This window comes from Pseudomonas lini (assembly GCF_964063345.1).
Classification (GTDB): domain Bacteria; phylum Pseudomonadota; class Gammaproteobacteria; order Pseudomonadales; family Pseudomonadaceae; genus Aquipseudomonas; species Aquipseudomonas lini_B.
The window spans coordinates 1570096-1586424 of sequence record NZ_OZ061318.1 but is presented as its reverse complement, the minus strand read 5'-3'; the positions used below and the strand labels follow the sequence as shown (position 1 = coordinate 1586424).

Here is a 16329-nt window from a genome sequence, read left to right as displayed (position 1 = left end):
GTTCATGGACACCAAATTGCTCGATATTCTCGCTTGCCCGATCTGCAAAGGTCCGCTCAAGCTCAGCGCCGACAAAACCGAGCTGATCAGCAAGGGCGCTGGCCTCGCATACCCGATTCGCGACGGCATCCCGGTGATGCTCGAAAGTGAAGCGCGCACCCTGACCACTGACGAGCGTCTGGATAAATGACCACAGCCTTTACCGTTGTCATTCCATCGCGCTATGCCTCCACCCGTCTGCCGGGCAAACCTCTGCTGCTGATCGCCGGCAAGCCGATGATCCAGCACGTCTGGGAACAGGCGAGCAAAAGCAGCGCTCAGCGCGTAGTTGTGGCCACCGACGATGTGCGTATCATTGAGGCCTGCAAAAGCTTTGGCGCCGAAGTGGTGCTGACTCGCGAAGACCACAATTCCGGCACTGACCGTCTGGCCGAAGTCGCGGCGAAACTGGGCCTGGCCCCGGACGCTATCGTGGTCAACGTTCAGGGCGACGAGCCATTGATTCCACCGAGCGTGATCGATCAGGTCGCCGCTAACCTGGCTGCCCACACCGAAGCGCGCATGGCCACCCTGGCCGAGCCGATCGAAGACGTGGAAACCCTGTTCAATCCCAACGTGGTCAAGGTGGTCAGCGACCTCAATGGCCTGGCGCTGACGTTCAGTCGTGCCACCTTGCCGTGGGCTCGCGACGCGTTCGCCAAGAGCCGCGAGCAATTGCCGGAAGGGGTGCCGTATCGCCGCCACATCGGCATTTATGCCTATCGCGCCGGTTTTCTGCATGACTTCGTCACTTGGGGCCCGTGCTGGCTGGAAAACACCGAGTCTCTGGAGCAACTGCGGGCGCTCTGGCACGGTGTACGGATTCACGTTGCCGATGCGCTGATCGCGCCGCCCACCGGTGTCGATACCCTTGAAGACCTCGAGCGCGTTCGTCGCTTGCTGGAGGCCTGATGCGGGTTCTGTTCGTCTGCCTGGGCAATATCTGCCGTTCCCCCACGGCCGAAGGCGTGTTGCGGCACAAACTGCGTGAGGCGGGGCTGGCCGATCAAGTCGAGGTGGCTTCCGCTGGCACCGGTGACTGGCACGTCGGCAAGCCCCCGGACAAGCGCAGCCAGGCCGCGGCGAAACTGCGCGGCTACGACTTGTCCGCCCAGCGCGCTCAGCAAGTCAGCCGCGCCGATTTCGCCACCTACGACCTGATTCTGGCGATGGACAACAGCAACCTGCGTCACCTCAAGGCCCTGCAACCGGCCAAGGGCAAGGCCGAGCTGGACCTGTTCCTGCGTCGCTTCCAGTCGGAAATCGATGAAGTGCCGGATCCTTATCACGACAGCGACCAGGGTTTCGAACAGGTACTGGACCTGATCGAGCGCGCCAGCGATCTGCTGGTAATCGAATTGAAGGGCCGGTTATGAGTTTGCAGGTACATCCGCTGGTATCGCTCAAGCCGTTCAACAGCTTTGGCGTGGATGTTCAGGCCCGGCTGTTTGCCGAGGCCCATAGCGATGCCGACGTGCGCGAAGCCCTGACGTACGGGGTGGAGCATGATGTGCTCGTGCTGGTGATCGGTGGTGGCAGCAATTTGCTGCTGACCGCTGATGTCCAGGCACTGGTGCTGCGCATGGCCACGCGGGGGATTCGCCTACTGAGCGATGACGGCAACCAGGTGGTGATCGAAGCCGAGGCGGGCGAGCCGTGGCATCCGTTTGTGCAACACACCTTGGCGCAAGGGTTGTCGGGGCTGGAAAACCTCAGCCTGATTCCCGGCACTGTGGGCGCGGCACCGATGCAGAATATCGGCGCTTACGGCGTCGAGATAAAAGACGTTTTTGCCGGCCTGACGGCCCTTGATCGGCAAACCGGCGAGTTGCGGGACTTCACGCTGGCCGAGTGCAACTTTGCCTACCGTGACAGCCTGTTCAAACAGGAGCCGGGGCGTTGGTTGATCCTGCGGGTGCGTTTCACCCTCACGCGTACCGCGCACCTGCACCTGGAATACGGGCCGGTTCGCCAGCGCCTGACGTCGCTGGGCATTGATCACCCGACGCCTACCGATGTCAGCCAGGCCATATGCAGCATTCGCAACGAAAAACTCCCGGACCCGGCGGTGCTCGGCAATGCCGGCAGCTTCTTCAAGAACCCCTTGGTGCCAGCGGCATTGGTCGCACAGCTAAAAGTTGAATACCCGGACTTGGTGGCCTACGCGCAACCTGACGGGCAAATGAAACTGGCGGCGGGCTGGCTGATCGAACGGGCCGGCTGGAAAGGCTTTCGCGACGGTGATGCCGGTGTGCATAAATTACAGGCACTGGTGCTGGTCAACTACGGCACCGCAACGGGCCTGCAATTGTTGAATCTGGCGCAACGCATCCAGAAAGACATTTCAGAACGTTTCCACGTCGACCTGGAAATGGAGCCCAATCGGTATTGAGGCTACGCTTTCACGGCTGATTCCAAAGCCCTGCACATCTTCAGATGTGCAGGGCTTTTTTGTTAATGCTGAGTTAACTTAGCGACCTAACGATGCAAGCATTTGCTCCACCAAAGGCCCGGTGCAGACGTTGCCGTCCGCATAAGAGAGCCCATTAGCCTGAGTCGATCTGCGTGAAGGAACCCACGCGGCAGATTGCTCGACCCCATAACCTCTATAACTATGCGGGCGTGCCCATGATTACCCTGAAACTCAATGGACAAGATCATCAACTCGATGTCACCGAGGACATGCCGCTGCTCTGGGCGATCCGTGACGTGGCCGGTTACAACGGCACCAAATTCGGCTGCGGCATGGGCCTGTGTGGCGCCTGCACCATACATATCGACGGCGCGCCTGCGCGCAGTTGCATCACGCCAATCGGCTCGGTAGTTGGCCAGAACATCACCACCATCGATAACCTGCACGCTGACCCGGTTGGCAAAGTCGTCCAGCAAGCCTGGCTCGACAGCGCCGTGGCCCAGTGCGGTTACTGCCAGGGCGGGCAGATCATGTCGGCCACCGCATTGCTGAAAACCAACCCGAACCCCAGCGACGAGCAGATTGAAGAGGCGATGGTCGGCAACATTTGCCGTTGCGGCACCTACAACCGGATCAAGACCGCCATCCGCCAGGCATCCACTCACCTGAAGGAGGCCAAGGCATGAGCCAGCTACCCAATGACTTTGCGCTGAGCAACCTCAGCCGCCGCGGTTTCCTCAAAGGCGTGGGCGCCACCAGTGCGCTGGTGCTGGCAGCCAGTTGGGGCTGGCAGGACGCGCTTGCCGCCGAGAAAGACAAGAAGTTCGGCGCTGACGGCATGCCCAACGGCTGGATCGATGATCCTAAGGTTTACGTCAGCATTGCCGCCGATGGCAGCGTGACCGTGGTTTGCAACCGCTCGGAAATGGGCCAGGGCGTGCGCACCAGCCTGACCATGGTAGTGGCCGATGAACTGGAGGCCGATTGGGCGCTGGTCAAAGTGCAACAGGCGCCGGGCGACGAAGTGCGTTTCGGCAACCAGGACACCGACGGTTCGCGCAGCATGCGTCACTGGTACGAGCCGATGCGCCGTTGCGGTGCTGCCGCGCGGACCATGCTTGAGCAAGCCGCCGCCGCGCAGTGGAAAGTGCCGGTCAGCGAGTGCCGTGCGCAGCTGCATAAAGTCATTCACCAACCGACCGGTCGTGAACTGGGCTACGGCGCCTTGGCCGCTGCTGCCGGTGCACTGGCGGTGCCGGCCCGCGACAGTCTGCGGCTCAAGCAGCCCTCGGAATTTCGTTACATCGGCAAGGAAGGCACCAAGGCCATCGACGGTGCGGACATCGTCAATGGTCGCGCGGTCTACGGCGCCGATGTGCACTTCGAGGGCATGCTATTCGCTACCATCGCGCGTCCAGCGGTCTACGGCGGCAAGGTCAAATCCTTCGATGCCAGCGCCGCGATGAAAGTCCCGGGCGTGATCAAGGTTCTGCAAATCGAAAGCCGTCCATTGCCGTCAGAGTTTCAGCCTCTGGGCGGTGTGGCCGTGGTAGCCAGCAATACCTGGGCAGCGATCAAGGGCCGCGAGGCGCTGAAAATCGAGTGGGATGACGGCCCCAACGCCAGTTATGACTCGATCGCCTACCGCAAGGAACTCGAAGCCGCGTCCCTCAAGCCCGGCAAAGTGGTGCGCAATACCGGCGGCATCGACCAGGCCATGAGCAGCGCCGACAGCACCCTCGAAGCCTCTTACTACCTGCCGCACCTGGCGCAATCGCCAATGGAACCGATGGTCGCTATCGCCCGCTTCAAGGAAGGCGTATGCGAAGCGTGGGCCCCAAGCCAGGCCCCGCAAGTCACCCGTGAACGGATCGGTGAGCGCCTCGGCATTCCATTCGATAACGTCACGCTCAACGTCACCTTGCTCGGCGGCGGTTTCGGGCGCAAATCCAAACCGGACTTCGTCGTTGAAGCGGCGATCCTGGCCAAGGAGTTCCCGGACAAGGCAGTGCGGGTGCAATGGACCCGTGAAGATGACATCCACAACTCCTATTTCCACACCGTGTCGGCCGAATACCTGAAGGCCAGCCTGAACAAGGACGGCCTGCCGTCCGGCTGGCTGCACCGCACAGTGGCGCCAAGTATCACCGCGCTGTTCGCGCCGGGGATGAACCATGAGGCGGCTTTCGAGCTGGGCATGGGCTTTACCAACATGGCTTACGCGATCCCCAACGTGCGTCTGGAAAATCCTGAAGCGGCGGTCCATACCCGGGTCGGCTGGTATCGCTCGGTGTCTAACATTCCCCACGGTTTTGCGATTCAGAGCTTTGTCGATGAACTGGCCCACAAGGCTGGCCAGGATCCGCTCAAATACCAGATCAAACTGCTCGGCCCGGACAGATCGATCGATCCGCGCACCTTGAGTGAAGAGTGGAACTACGGCGAATCTCCCGAGCGTTATCCAATCGATACCGCACGGATGCGCACCGTGCTGGAAACCGCCGCCAAAGCGGCCGGTTGGGGGCGTGAGTTGCCCAAGGGACGAGGCTTGGGCCTGGCGGTGCACTATAGTTTTGTCACTTATGTGGCGGCGGTGATCGAGGTGGAAGTCAAAGACGATGGCACGTTGATCGTGCACAAAGCCGATATCGCCGTGGATTGCGGCCCGCAGATCAACCCCGAGCGTATTCGCTCGCAGTTCGAAGGCGCCTGCGTCATGGGCCTGGGCAACGCGGTGTTGGGGGAAATCAGCTTCAAGGACGGCAAGGTCCAGCAGGACAATTTCCACATGTACGAGGTGGCGCGCATGTCCCTGGCGCCGAAGGAAGTCGCCGTGCATCTGGTCACGCCACCGGGCGATGTGCCATTGGGCGGGGTCGGTGAGCCGGGCGTGCCGCCGATTGCGCCAGCGCTGTGCAACGCGATCTTCGCCGCCACCGGCAAGCGCATTCGTAACCTGCCCGTGCGTTATCAACTGCAAGGCTGGCAGAAGGCGCAAGCCTGATGGACAGCGTCGACCTGAATGTCCTGCGCAGCGTGCTGGAATGGCGTCGCGCCGGTCAGCGGGTGATGTTGTACAGCGTGGTCCAGACCTGGGGCACCGCGCCCCGGGCACCTGGTGCCATGCTGGCTTTGCGTGAAGACGGCGTGGTGATTGGCTCGGTGTCCGGTGGCTGCGTCGAGGATGACCTGATTGCCCGGCTGCACGATGGCCGTATCCCGGCCGATGGGCCGCCGGTGCAATTGATTACCTATGGCGTCACCCGGGAGGAGGCCGCACGGTTTGGTTTGCCGTGCGGCGGCACATTGCGCCTGACCGAAGAGCGCGTCGGCGATCCGGCGTGGGTTGCCGAATTGCTGACGCGCTGCGAGGCCCATGAAATCGTGGCGCGTGAGCTGAATCTGGCGACCGGTGAAGTGGTTTTGCAGTCGGCGAACAAGACGGATGCGTTGGTGTTCGACGGCCAGGCCTTGCGCGCCATTTATGGTCCGCGCTGGCGGCTGTTGCTGATCGGTGCTGGCCAATTGTCGCGGTACGTTGCCGAAATGGCCCGACTGCTGGATTTCGAAGTGCTGATCTGCGATCCGCGCACCGAGTTCGTCTACGGCTGGGAAGAGCAACACGGTCGCTTCGTCCCGGGCATGCCCGACGAAGCGGTGCTGAGCATCCAGACCGACGAGCGCACGGCCATTGTCGCGCTGACCCACGATCCACGGCTGGATGACATGGCGCTGCTCACGGCGCTCGACTCCAAGGCGTTTTATGTCGGTGCACTGGGTTCGCGAGTTAACAGCCAGAAGCGCCGGGACAATCTGGCTCAGCTAGGCTTGTCACAACAGGCCATCGAGCGGTTGCACGGCCCGATCGGTTTGCACATCGGCAGCCATACACCGGCGGAAATCGCCTTGTCGCTGCTGGCCGAAATTGTGGCGATCAAGAACGGCGTCGAGCTGAAACAGAAGAGGCCGTTGCAGGAGGGCGTATGAGCGACCCCATCGGCGTTATCGTAGTGGCCGCGGGGCAGGGCAGTCGGTTTCGACAGGTAGCGGGTGATGACAAGGACAAGCTGCTGGTGGACTGCACCGGTCGTGACGGCGTCACCGTGCATTCGATGATCGAGCAGGTGCTGGTGAATCTGCCGGCCGCGCTTGAGAAGCGCGTGCTGGTGACCACGGCGGATCGCCCGCAAGTGATTCGCATGGCTCAGGCCTATGGTTGCGAGATTGTGCGGATCGAGTCGACCGGTCTGGGCGACAGCATTGCGGCGGGTGTGGCGGCGTGCTCGCAACTCGGTGGCTGGCTGATCATGCTGGGGGATATGCCGTTTATCTTGCCGTCGAGCATTGAACAGGTTGTTGCGAATATTGCCGAGGATGCCATCAGCGTGCCGGTGCATGAGGGGCAATATGGGCATCCGGTGGGGTTCGGGCGAAGCTTTGGTCCAGGGTTGATGGCGTTGTCCGGTGATCACGGCGCCAAGTCGCTGTTCGCACAGGCGAGGGTGGTTGAGGTGGTGGTGCAGGATCCGGGTGTGTTGTGGGATGTGGATGTGCCTGATGCATTAGTATTTGCCTGACACACCGCCATCGCGGGCAAGCCACGCTCCCACAGGTTTTGCGTCTAGCATAATCTTTTCTGAACGACACAAAACCTGTGGGAGCGTGGCTTGCCCGCGATGAACGGTAACGCGGTTTTCCGGCGTTACAACGGACATAAAAAAAGCCCCGCCTGGATCACCAGGCGGGGCTTTTTAGTACCCGATGGAATCAGACGAGAGGTTTAGGCTCGTGCTCTTTTTCCTGGGCTTGCTCGTGTTGCTCTACCGCTTCCTGAACGGAGCGCGGTGCTTCGTCGATCACCGATTCAACTGGCTCGGCATCGACTTCAGCGACCGGGGCAGGGGCTGCCTCGACAACTTCAGCAACAACCGGTGCTGGCTCAACGGCGGCCGGAGCAGCAGTGGCAGCCAATTCGGCTTCCTTCTGCAGACGCTCTTCTTCACGCTTGCGACGACGTACTTCACGGGGGTCGTTCGGCGCACGGCCACTTGGGGTCAGAGCGCTGGCAGGGGCGGCTTCGGCCACCGGTGCAGCCTCTTCGGCAACAACCGACGCTTCAACAACTGCTGGAGCAGGCTCGGCAGCAGCAACCACTGGCTCGGAGACCATGGCTTCAGCAACCGGGGCTTCAGCGACTGGCGCTGGAGCTTCGACCGCTACAGGTGGCTCGGCGACCCAGTTGAACGCGGTTTGTTCTTCGCGAACTTCACGGGCCGGTTCAGCCGGCGCTTCAACCACAGGCTCTGCAGCAACTACCGGTTCAGCGACGACGGCCGGCTCAGCGGCAGCTTCAACTTCAGGCTGGGCCTCGCGAACCGGTGCCACTTCGATTTCCGGAGAAGCAGTGACTTCCACCGGCGTGGTCGCTTCAACCACTGGAGCTTCAACCGGAGCGGTTTCCTGCGTGGCGGCAGTGGCGCGTTCAGCTTGCTCGTTGGCTTGTGCTTCAGCAGGTGCGCTGATCACGGAGCTGGCAACGGCTGCGGTAACAGCCAGGCCGGCGGCCAGATCGGCAGCGCTTGGCACTTCGGCGTTTTCAGCCGATTCGGACTCTTCCGAACCTTCGATCACGTTGCCGTTGGCATCGCGTTGACGCTCACGACGGTTGCTGCGACGACGCTGGCCACGGGAGCGGCGGCGTGGACGATCGCCTTCGGCGCCTTCCTGACCGTCTTCCTGCAGTTGCTCTTCGTTGGTGGTCAACTCTTCTTCAGCAACGGCAGCAGCGGCTGGCTCGGTACGTGGCTGACGTTCTTCACGCGGTGGGCGTGGAGCACGTTCTTCACGCGGCTGACGGGCTGGACGCTCTTCAGCGTTGGCAGCGGCGGCCGGAGCGGCATCCAGAGGCTCGCGCAGTTCACGAACCGGACGTTCTTCACGCTCGCCACGTGGCTTGCGATCTTCACGCGGGGCGCGCGGTGCACGTTCTTCACGAGGGGCGCGTGGTGCGCGCTCTTCACGCGGAGCGCGTTCCTGGGCAACTACTGGAGCTTCTTCGCGGGCTTCGCGTGGCTCACGTGGTGCGCGTTCTTCACGCGGTGCACGTTCCTCACGAGGCTTGCGCTCTTCATCGCGGCGACCGTTACGGTTGCGGCTCTGCTGACGGCCGTTACGACGCTCTTCGTTGCGAGCAGGGCGTTCGGTGGCTGGCTTTTCAACCACAACCGGCGCAGCAGGCTCTTCCTTGGTTGCAAACAGGCTTACCAGAGACTTCACCAGGCCTTTGAACAGGCTTGGCTCTGGGGCTACGGCAACTGGTGCAGCCACCGGAGCAGCGGCGACTTCGGTCGGAACCGGCGCGTTGGCACGGGCCGGAGCGGTCTTGACCGCGGCTTCCTGGCGAACCAGGGTGCGGGTCGCGGCGGCTGGCTGGACTTCTTCGACTTCGGCAGCGGCAGCGGCGATTTCGTAGCTGGACTGGTTGATGCTGGCTTCCGGGCTGTCATCGCGCAGACGCTGAACTTCGAAGTGCGGCGTTTCGAGGTGATCGTTCGGCAGAATGACGATGCGGGCACGGGTGCGCAGTTCGATCTTGGTGATCGAGTTGCGTTTTTCGTTGAGCAGGAAAGCTGCAACCGGAATCGGCACTTGTGCGCGAACTTCGGCGGTGCGGTCTTTCAGGGCTTCTTCTTCGATCAGGCGCAGGATCGCCAGCGACAGCGATTCAACGTCACGGATGATGCCGGTGCCGTTGCAACGCGGGCAGACGATGCCGCTGCTTTCGCCCAGCGATGGACGCAGGCGCTGACGGGACATTTCCAGCAGGCCGAAGCGCGAGATGCGACCGACTTGCACGCGAGCGCGGTCGGCTTCCAGGCATTCGCGGACTTTCTCTTCCACGGCGCGCTGGTTCTTGGCAGGGGTCATGTCGATGAAGTCGATGACGATCAGGCCGCCGATGTCGCGCAAGCGCAACTGACGGGCGATTTCTTCGGCAGCTTCAAGGTTGGTCTGCAGGGCGGTTTCTTCGATGTCGCTGCCTTTGGTGGCGCGCGCCGAGTTGATGTCGATGGACACCAGGGCTTCGGTCGGATCGATAACGATGGAGCCGCCGGAAGGCAGTTCGACGACGCGCTGGAAAGCGGTTTCGATCTGGCTTTCGATCTGGAAACGGTTGAACAGCGGAACGCTGTCTTCGTACAGTTTGATTTTGCTGGCGTACTGCGGCATCACCTGGCGGATGAAGGTCAGGGCTTCGTCCTGGGCTTCAACGCTGTCGATCAGCACTTCGCCGATGTCCTGGCGCAGGTAATCGCGGATGGCGCGGATGATCACGTTGCTTTCCTGGTAGATCAGGAACGGCGCGGAACGATCCAGCGAAGCTTCTTTGATGGCGGTCCAGAGTTGCAGCAGGTAGTCGAGGTCCCACTGCATTTCTTCGCTGCTGCGGCCAAGGCCGGCAGTACGAACGATCAGACCCATGTCGGCCGGGGCAACCAGACCGTTCAGGGCTTCACGCAGTTCGTTGCGCTCTTCACCTTCGATGCGACGGGAGATACCGCCGGCACGCGGGTTGTTCGGCATCAGAACCAGGTAACGACCGGCCAGGCTGATGAAGGTGGTCAGGGCGGCGCCCTTGTTGCCACGTTCTTCTTTTTCGACCTGAACGATGACTTCCTGGCCTTCGCTCAGGACGTCCTTGATGTTGACGCGGCCTTCGGGGGCTTTCTTGAAGTATTCGCGGGAGATTTCTTTGAGGGGCAGGAAGCCATGGCGCTCAGAGCCGAAATCGACAAAGGCAGCCTCAAGGCTTGGTTCGATGCGAGTAATCCGGCCTTTATAGATGTTGGCCTTCTTCTGCTCGCGTGCACCGGATTCGATGTCCAGGTCGTAGAGGCGCTGGCCATCTACCAGTGCAACACGCAACTCTTCGGGTTGAGTTGCGTTAATCAGCATTCTTTTCATGTAGTACCGTCGGTTTCCGGGCTGCCGGAAACGGCGTTCGGCACACACGACTTCTCATGGTCGGTGTCAGGTGCGTCGGGAGTGGTTGGCCATTCCCGTGTCCAGCGAGGTCCGGCCAATGTGGGCCTTCATCGCGACGTACGCGTCCTGCTTGCTGTGGCTACTTAAGCACTCAGTCAGGAGGAGGAATCAACCGGCGGCTGTGGACGAGATGAAGCGTCTTGATAAAGCCTATTGCTACACAGTCCAGCGGTTGTGCATCTCCACCCTACACGTATCCCTGATAATTCGGGTGCTGCCGCGCGCAGAATCCGCAGCGGGTTGGCATTTACCGTGAGCTCCGAAAGGGGAAGTCACGCATCATGGCTAATTTAGGCGGTGTTTCCGAAGCGTTCGCTCGGGGTCGTTCGCAGCTGACTGCACTTTGTGAACTGGCCGTGAATATTTGCTCGGAAGGCGAGTGAAAACTCTGCTTTGCGGCATGATTCAGGCCTTATGTCACCTGCGCTCGTTACAACTGCAAACTCCACCGTTACGTAGCGAAAGCCCCGTAGGACGGCCTCGCGTCCTGGTGAATTGCGTTGGTCAGGGCCGGTTTTTGACCGTTGTTCCGCTGTCCAGGCCGCTTTTGGCGGCGTTCGCGACTATAGCAGCAATGATTAAGTGCTTCAATTCCATAAAAAATTGTTATCATCCACGCCATGACAACTACTGCCCCTTCGACCCCAGCCGTACAACTGCTGGAGGTCTCGCCGGAATATGCCGGCCAACGTATTGATAACTTCCTTCTCGCTCGGCTCAAAGGCGTGCCCAAGACCTTGATTTACCGCATTTTGCGCAAGGGCGAAGTGCGGGTGAACAAAGGTCGGATCAAGCCCGAATACAAGCTGCAGGCGGGCGATATCGTGCGCGTGCCGCCGGTTCGCGTGCCTGAGCGTGACGAGCCTGTGCCATTGGCCCAGGGTTTGTTGCAGCGGCTCGAGGCCTCGATTGTCTACGAAGACAAGGCGCTGATCGTGATCAACAAGCCTTGCGGCATTGCGGTTCATGGCGGCAGCGGCCTGACTTACGGGGTGATCGAAGCCTTTCGTCAGTTGCGTCCCGATTGCAAAGAGCTCGAACTGGTTCACCGTCTCGACCGTGATACGTCCGGCCTGTTGATGATCGCCAAGAAGCGCAGCATGTTGCGCCACTTGCACACGGCATTGCGCGGCGATGGCGTCGATAAGCGCTATATGGCGCTGGTCCGTGGCAACTGGGCGGCCTCGATCAAGCAAGTCCGGGCGTCGCTCGGCAAGAGCAATCTGCGCTCCGGCGAGCGCATGGTCGAGGTCGACGAGGAGGAGGGCAAGGAGTCTGTGACCGTGTTCAAGGTCCTGCGTCGTTTTGGCGACTTCGCGACCTTGATCGAAGCCAAGCCGATCACCGGCCGCACTCACCAGATTCGCGTCCATACTCTGCATGCGGGGCATTGCATCGCTGGTGATACCAAGTACGGCGATGAGGGCTTCAGCAAAGAGATTCGTGATCTGGGTGGCAAGCGCCTGTTCCTGCATGCCTACATGTTGACCGTGCCGCTGCCTGATGGTGGCGAGCTCAAGTTGCAGGCGCCGGTCGACGAGATGTGGGCCAAAACCGTGGAGCGATTGAGTGCGCCCTACTGATTACAAGCTGCTGATTTTCGATTGGGACGGCACGCTCGCTGACTCCATTGGTCGGATTGTCGAGGCGATGCATGTTGCATCCGAGCGGTCCGGTTTTCAGTTGCGTGATGATTTTGCTGTCAAAGGCATTATCGGTCTGGGCTTGCCGGAAGCGATTCGCACGCTGTATCCCGAGATTGGCGACGCCGAGCTAATGGCATTCCGTCAGCACTATGCGGATCACTACATTGCGGCGGAGGCCGTGCCTTCGCCACTGTTTGAGGGCGTTATCGAGTCTCTCGAAGCGTTTCGTGTCGAGGGGTATCATCTGGCAGTGGCGACCGGCAAGGCTCGTCGTGGGCTGGATCGGGTGCTTAAGTCTCACGGCTGGGAAGATTATTTCGATATCACTCGTGCTGCTGACGAAACCGCCAGTAAGCCGCATCCGCTGATGCTTGAGCAGATTCTCGCCCATTGCGAGGTTCGTCCGGAGCAGGCGCTGATGGTCGGCGATTCGTCGTTCGACCTGCAGATGGCGCGTAATGCGGGCATGGACTCAGTGGCGGTCAGCTATGGCGCTCAATCGATCGACGCCTTGAAGCTATTTGAGCCGAGACTGGCCATTGATTGTTTTTCAGAGTTGCACGCCTGGCTGAATCAGCGGGTCTAATTGGTTTTTTTGCTGGGGTACATGGCATGACCGACGAATGGAAGGCGCCCGCCAAGGCGAGTGCGGAAAGCGGTGACGAGAAAAGCTGGAAGCTGCTGGAAAAAACCCTGCTGGCTGGTGTGCAGGAGCAGCGCCGGTCCCGTCGCTGGGGAATATTCTTCAAGTCGCTGACTTTTTTGTACCTGCTCGGCGCGTTGATTCTGTTATCGCCGCTGATAGGCATGGAGAAAGGCGCGAGCCTCGGCTCTGGCTACACGGCGCTGATCGATGTGACGGGTATGATTGCCGACAAAGAGCCGGCCAGTGCCGACAATATCGTCGGCAGTCTGCGTGCAGCCTTCGAGGACAAGAAGGTCAAGGGTGTGATTCTGCGGATCAACAGCCCGGGCGGTAGTCCGGTGCAGTCGGGTTATGTCTACGACGAGATCCGTCGTTTGCGCGGCTTGAATCCGGATACCAAGGTTTATGCGGTGATCTCGGATCTGGGCGCTTCCGGTGCCTATTACATTGCTAGCGCGGCGGATCAGATCTACGCCGACAAGGCGAGCCTGGTGGGTTCCATTGGTGTGACGGCGGCCGGTTACGGTTTTGTCGGGACCATGGAGAAGTTGGGTGTCGAGCGTCGTACCTACACCTCTGGCGAGCACAAATCATTCCTTGATCCGTTCCAGCCGCAGAAGCCCGCGGAAACCCAGTTCTGGCAGAGCGTACTCGATACCACTCATCAGCAGTTCATCAGCAGCGTCAAGAAGGGCCGTGGTGATCGTCTGAAGGATAAAGATCATCCGGAGCTGTTCTCCGGGCTGGTCTGGTCCGGCGAGCAGGCGCTGTCGCTGGGCTTGATCGATGGTCTGGGCAATGCCAGTTCGGTTGCGCGTGATGTGATCGGCGAGAAAGAACTGGTGGATTTCACTGTTGAGGAATCGCCATTCGATCGCTTCTCGAAAAAGCTCGGCGCCAGTGTGGCTGAGCATTTGGCGATGTGGATGGGCTTTCAGGGTCCGTCGTTGCGCTGATTGCCTGGATGCATACAGAAACCGACCTGCGTGGTCGGTTTTTTGTCTTCAGGGTATTTGTACACCTTCAACCAACAGCATATCGATCAAGCGAATCAACGGCAGGCCGATCAGGCTGGTGGCGTCAGGGCCTTCGGTGCTTTGAAACAGGCTCACCCCCAAACCTTCGGCCTTGAAGCTGCCAGCGCAGTCATAGGGCTGTTCGGCGCGCAGGTAGCGTTCGATGCGCGCTGCGTCGAGTGTGCGCATGTGTACGGTAAAGGGCACGCAGTCGACCTGGCAGTGGCCGGTCTGGCTATTGAGCACTGCCAGGCCGGTCAGGAAGGTCACGCTGGCGCCGCTGGATGCCAGCAGTTGTTCGCGGGCCTTTTCGAAAGTGTGAGGTTTGCCGATAATCCGCTCGCCGAGTACGGCGACCTGATCCGAGCCGATGATCAGATGGGCTGGATGACTGCCGGCAAGTGCGCGGGCTTTTTCTTCGGCGAGGCGCTTTACCAGTTCGGCGGCTGACTCGTCGGGGCGATGGCTTTCGTCGATATCCGGCGAGCTGCAGGTGAACGGCAGCTGCAAGCGGGCCAGCAATTCCCGGCGATAGGTCGAGCTTGAAGCGAGTAATAAAGGCAGCATGCGCATCTCCAAAGAGCAGGCGCGAATTCTAGCGAGGCTTGCAAGTGACGGACAGGGCTGAATTTCCTTTGACATGGCTGGGGGCATCCCTATAATGCTGCGCCTATGTTGAATGACCCGATTCCACCTCACGTTGACCCGCGCAAATTGGCTGACCGTGGCACCACCCTTCAAGGTGAACTGCTGCTGGCCGATTTGGAGAGACTCTGCGACCCGCTTTCCGATACTGTCGGTACGGTGCAGGCTAAATTCGTTTTTGAACGAGATGAACGTAAATCTGTGGTAATTCACAGCTTTATCGACACCGAAGTCAAAATGGTTTGCCAGCGTTGTCTTGAGCTGGTCACCCTGCCGATCCATAGCGAATGCAGTTATGCTGTGGTGAAGGAGGGTGCGAATACCCAGTCGTTGCCGAAAGGTTATGACGTGCTGGAACTGGGCGAAGATCCTTTGGATCTGCAGTCACTGATCGAGGAGGAGCTTCTGCTCGCCTTGCCCATTGTGCCTGCTCATCATCCGGAAGAATGCCAGCAGCCGGCGGGTCTCGATGAGCCCGAACCGAGCGAGGACGAGGTAACGCGGTCCAACCCGTTCAGTGTATTGGCGCAGTTAAAGCGTGACCCAAACGTTTAGGAGTTAATCAATTATGGCTGTTCAGCAGAACAAAAAATCCCGCTCTGCCCGTGACATGCGTCGTTCGCACGACGCTCTCGAGGCTAGCACCCTGTCTGTAGAAAAAACCACCGGTGAAGTTCACCTGCGTCACCACGTATCGCCAGAAGGCGTATACCGTGGCCGTAAAGTGATCGACAAGGGCGCTGACGAGTAATCCTTGTCCGCTCAAGTCATCGCGATTGACGCAATGGGCGGGGACTTCGGTCCCCGCAGCATTGTTCAGGCCAGCCTTGCTTGTCTGTCTGCTACGCCCTCGCTGCACCTGACCCTCGTCGGTCAACCCTCCCTTCTTGAAGAACTGCTCGCCAGCCAATCGGCTGTGGATCGCGCGCGCCTGTCGATTGCGCCGGCGTCCGAAGTCATCACCATGGACGAAAAGCCTGCCCAGGCCTTGCGCGGCAAGCCCGATTCGTCGATGCGCGTGGCGCTGGAGTTGTTGCGAGACGGCAAGGTCCAGGCCTGCGTCAGTGCGGGTAATACCGGTGCGCTGATGGCGTTGTCACGGTTTGTGCTCAGGACCTTGCCGGGCATCGATCGGCCGGCAATGATCGCGGCCATTCCGACGCAGAAGGGCTATTGCCAGTTGCTCGATCTGGGTGCCAATGTCGATTGCAGCGCCGAGCACTTATTGCAGTTTGCCGTGATGGGCTCGGTCGCGGCAGAAACCCTGGGCATCGTTCGCCCAAGGGTCGCATTGCTGAACATCGGCACTGAAGACATCAAGGGCAATCAGCAGGTCAAGCTGGCGGCCACCTTGTTGCAGAGTGCTCGCGGCATCAACTACATCGGGTTTGTCGAAGGTGACGGTTTGTACCGTGGCGAAGCGGATGTGGTGGTGTGTGACGGCTTTGTCGGCAATATCCTGCTCAAGTCCAGCGAAGGTCTGGCGACCATGATTGCCGGGCGCATTGAGGCGTTGTTCAAGAAAAATCTCGCGTCGAAAGTGGTGGGCGCATTGGCGCTGCCGCTGATGAAACGCTTGCAGGCCGAACTGGCGCCGGCACGTCATAACGGCGCAAGTTTCCTCGGTTTGCAGGGAATTGTCGTGAAAAGCCACGGTTCGGCGGGGGTGCAGGGTTTTCAGAGTGCGATTCAGCGCGCGTTGATCGAGATCCAGGAAAACCTGCCGGAACGGCTTCACGGGCGCCTGGAAGATTTGTTGCCTTAGGCGTTTTCGTCGGACAATGCTTAAATGTGACCGCTCAGTTCAATGGGCCATCCAACTGTGAGTTTCTTGCGTTCCAGAAACGGGACGTCATTCTCCGACGACAAGATCATTAG

16 protein-coding genes are annotated in these 16329 nt (G+C 60.2%); 14 read left to right on the top strand and 2 right to left on the bottom strand.

Annotated elements, in window-relative coordinates; genetic code table 11:
- Positions 1-4: 4 nt before the first annotated feature.
- The 8 genes from AB3226_RS07185 to AB3226_RS07150 all read left to right on the top strand — a co-directional run bounded on the left by AB3226_RS07185 (position 5) and on the right by AB3226_RS07150 (position 7029).
- Positions 5-190: a Trm112 family protein gene (locus tag AB3226_RS07185; protein ID WP_003174668.1), complete on the top strand. Its 186-nt coding sequence runs from the start codon at positions 5-7 to the stop codon at positions 188-190.
- Positions 187-951, top strand: coding sequence for a 3-deoxy-manno-octulosonate cytidylyltransferase (gene kdsB / locus AB3226_RS07180; RefSeq protein ID WP_367372559.1), 765 nt, complete (start codon positions 187-189; stop codon positions 949-951). The genes AB3226_RS07185 and kdsB overlap by 4 nt, the downstream gene beginning before the upstream one ends.
- Positions 951-1415, top strand: coding sequence for a low molecular weight protein-tyrosine-phosphatase (locus tag AB3226_RS07175; RefSeq protein WP_048395806.1), 465 nt, complete (start codon positions 951-953; stop codon positions 1413-1415). The genes kdsB and AB3226_RS07175 overlap by 1 nt, the downstream gene beginning before the upstream one ends.
- Positions 1412-2431 (top strand): UDP-N-acetylmuramate dehydrogenase, encoded by a 1020-nt coding sequence (murB, locus tag AB3226_RS07170; protein WP_367372558.1) that lies wholly within the window; start codon positions 1412-1414, stop codon positions 2429-2431. Before AB3226_RS07175 ends, murB begins: the two co-directional genes overlap by 4 nt.
- Before the next feature lie 236 nt (positions 2432-2667).
- Positions 2668-3138 (top strand): (2Fe-2S)-binding protein, encoded by a 471-nt coding sequence (locus tag AB3226_RS07165; protein ID WP_367372557.1) that lies wholly within the window; start codon positions 2668-2670, stop codon positions 3136-3138.
- Positions 3135-5456, top strand: coding sequence for a molybdopterin cofactor-binding domain-containing protein (locus AB3226_RS07160; protein WP_367372556.1), 2322 nt, complete (start codon positions 3135-3137; stop codon positions 5454-5456). Before AB3226_RS07165 ends, AB3226_RS07160 begins: the two co-directional genes overlap by 4 nt.
- On the top strand, positions 5456-6439 hold the full coding sequence (locus AB3226_RS07155; RefSeq protein WP_367372555.1) for an XdhC family protein: 984 nt from the start codon (positions 5456-5458) through the stop codon (positions 6437-6439). The genes AB3226_RS07160 and AB3226_RS07155 overlap by 1 nt, the downstream gene beginning before the upstream one ends.
- Positions 6436-7029: an NTP transferase domain-containing protein gene (locus AB3226_RS07150; protein ID WP_367372554.1), complete on the top strand. Its 594-nt coding sequence runs from the start codon at positions 6436-6438 to the stop codon at positions 7027-7029. The genes AB3226_RS07155 and AB3226_RS07150 overlap by 4 nt, the downstream gene beginning before the upstream one ends.
- Positions 7030-7219: 190 nt before the next feature.
- On the opposite strand, the gene rne is transcribed toward AB3226_RS07150, so the two are convergent.
- The gene (gene rne / locus AB3226_RS07145; RefSeq protein ID WP_367372553.1) at positions 7220-10417 is read right to left on the bottom strand and encodes a ribonuclease E; all 3198 of its coding nucleotides are present in this window, start codon (positions 10415-10417) and stop codon (positions 7220-7222) included.
- A gap of 701 nt (positions 10418-11118) precedes the next feature.
- Between rne and rluC the strand changes: the two genes are divergently transcribed.
- From rluC to sppA, 3 genes are read left to right on the top strand one after another with little or no spacing between them, the layout of a single operon-like run.
- Complete coding sequence (gene rluC, locus AB3226_RS07140; protein ID WP_367372552.1) at positions 11119-12081, top strand: 23S rRNA pseudouridine(955/2504/2580) synthase RluC; 963 nt, start codon at positions 11119-11121, stop codon at positions 12079-12081.
- The gene (locus AB3226_RS07135) at positions 12068-12730 is read left to right on the top strand and encodes an HAD-IA family hydrolase (protein WP_367372551.1); all 663 of its coding nucleotides are present in this window, start codon (positions 12068-12070) and stop codon (positions 12728-12730) included. The genes rluC and AB3226_RS07135 overlap by 14 nt, the downstream gene beginning before the upstream one ends.
- 26 nt (positions 12731-12756) lie before the next feature.
- Entirely contained in the window at positions 12757-13746 is a 990-nt protein-coding gene (gene sppA / locus AB3226_RS07130; RefSeq protein ID WP_367372550.1) for a signal peptide peptidase SppA, read from the top strand.
- A 48-nt stretch (positions 13747-13794) separates the two neighbouring features.
- Here the strand turns inward: sppA and AB3226_RS07125 are convergent, their stop codons facing one another.
- A complete protein-coding gene (locus AB3226_RS07125; protein ID WP_367372549.1) occupies positions 13795-14373 on the bottom strand; it encodes a nucleoside triphosphate pyrophosphatase in 579 nt (192 codons plus the stop codon).
- A gap of 105 nt (positions 14374-14478) precedes the next feature.
- Between AB3226_RS07125 and AB3226_RS07120 the strand changes: the two genes are divergently transcribed.
- The 3 genes from AB3226_RS07120 to plsX are packed head-to-tail and all read left to right on the top strand — an operon-like array spanning position 14479 to position 16216.
- On the top strand, positions 14479-15006 hold the full coding sequence (locus AB3226_RS07120; protein ID WP_004371317.1) for a YceD family protein: 528 nt from the start codon (positions 14479-14481) through the stop codon (positions 15004-15006).
- 13 nt (positions 15007-15019) lie between these two features.
- Positions 15020-15202, top strand: coding sequence for a 50S ribosomal protein L32 (rpmF, locus tag AB3226_RS07115; protein WP_003179396.1), 183 nt, complete (start codon positions 15020-15022; stop codon positions 15200-15202).
- A 3-nt stretch (positions 15203-15205) separates the two neighbouring features.
- On the top strand, positions 15206-16216 hold the full coding sequence (gene plsX / locus AB3226_RS07110) for a phosphate acyltransferase PlsX (protein ID WP_367372548.1): 1011 nt from the start codon (positions 15206-15208) through the stop codon (positions 16214-16216).
- Positions 16217-16329: the final 113 nt, after the last annotated feature.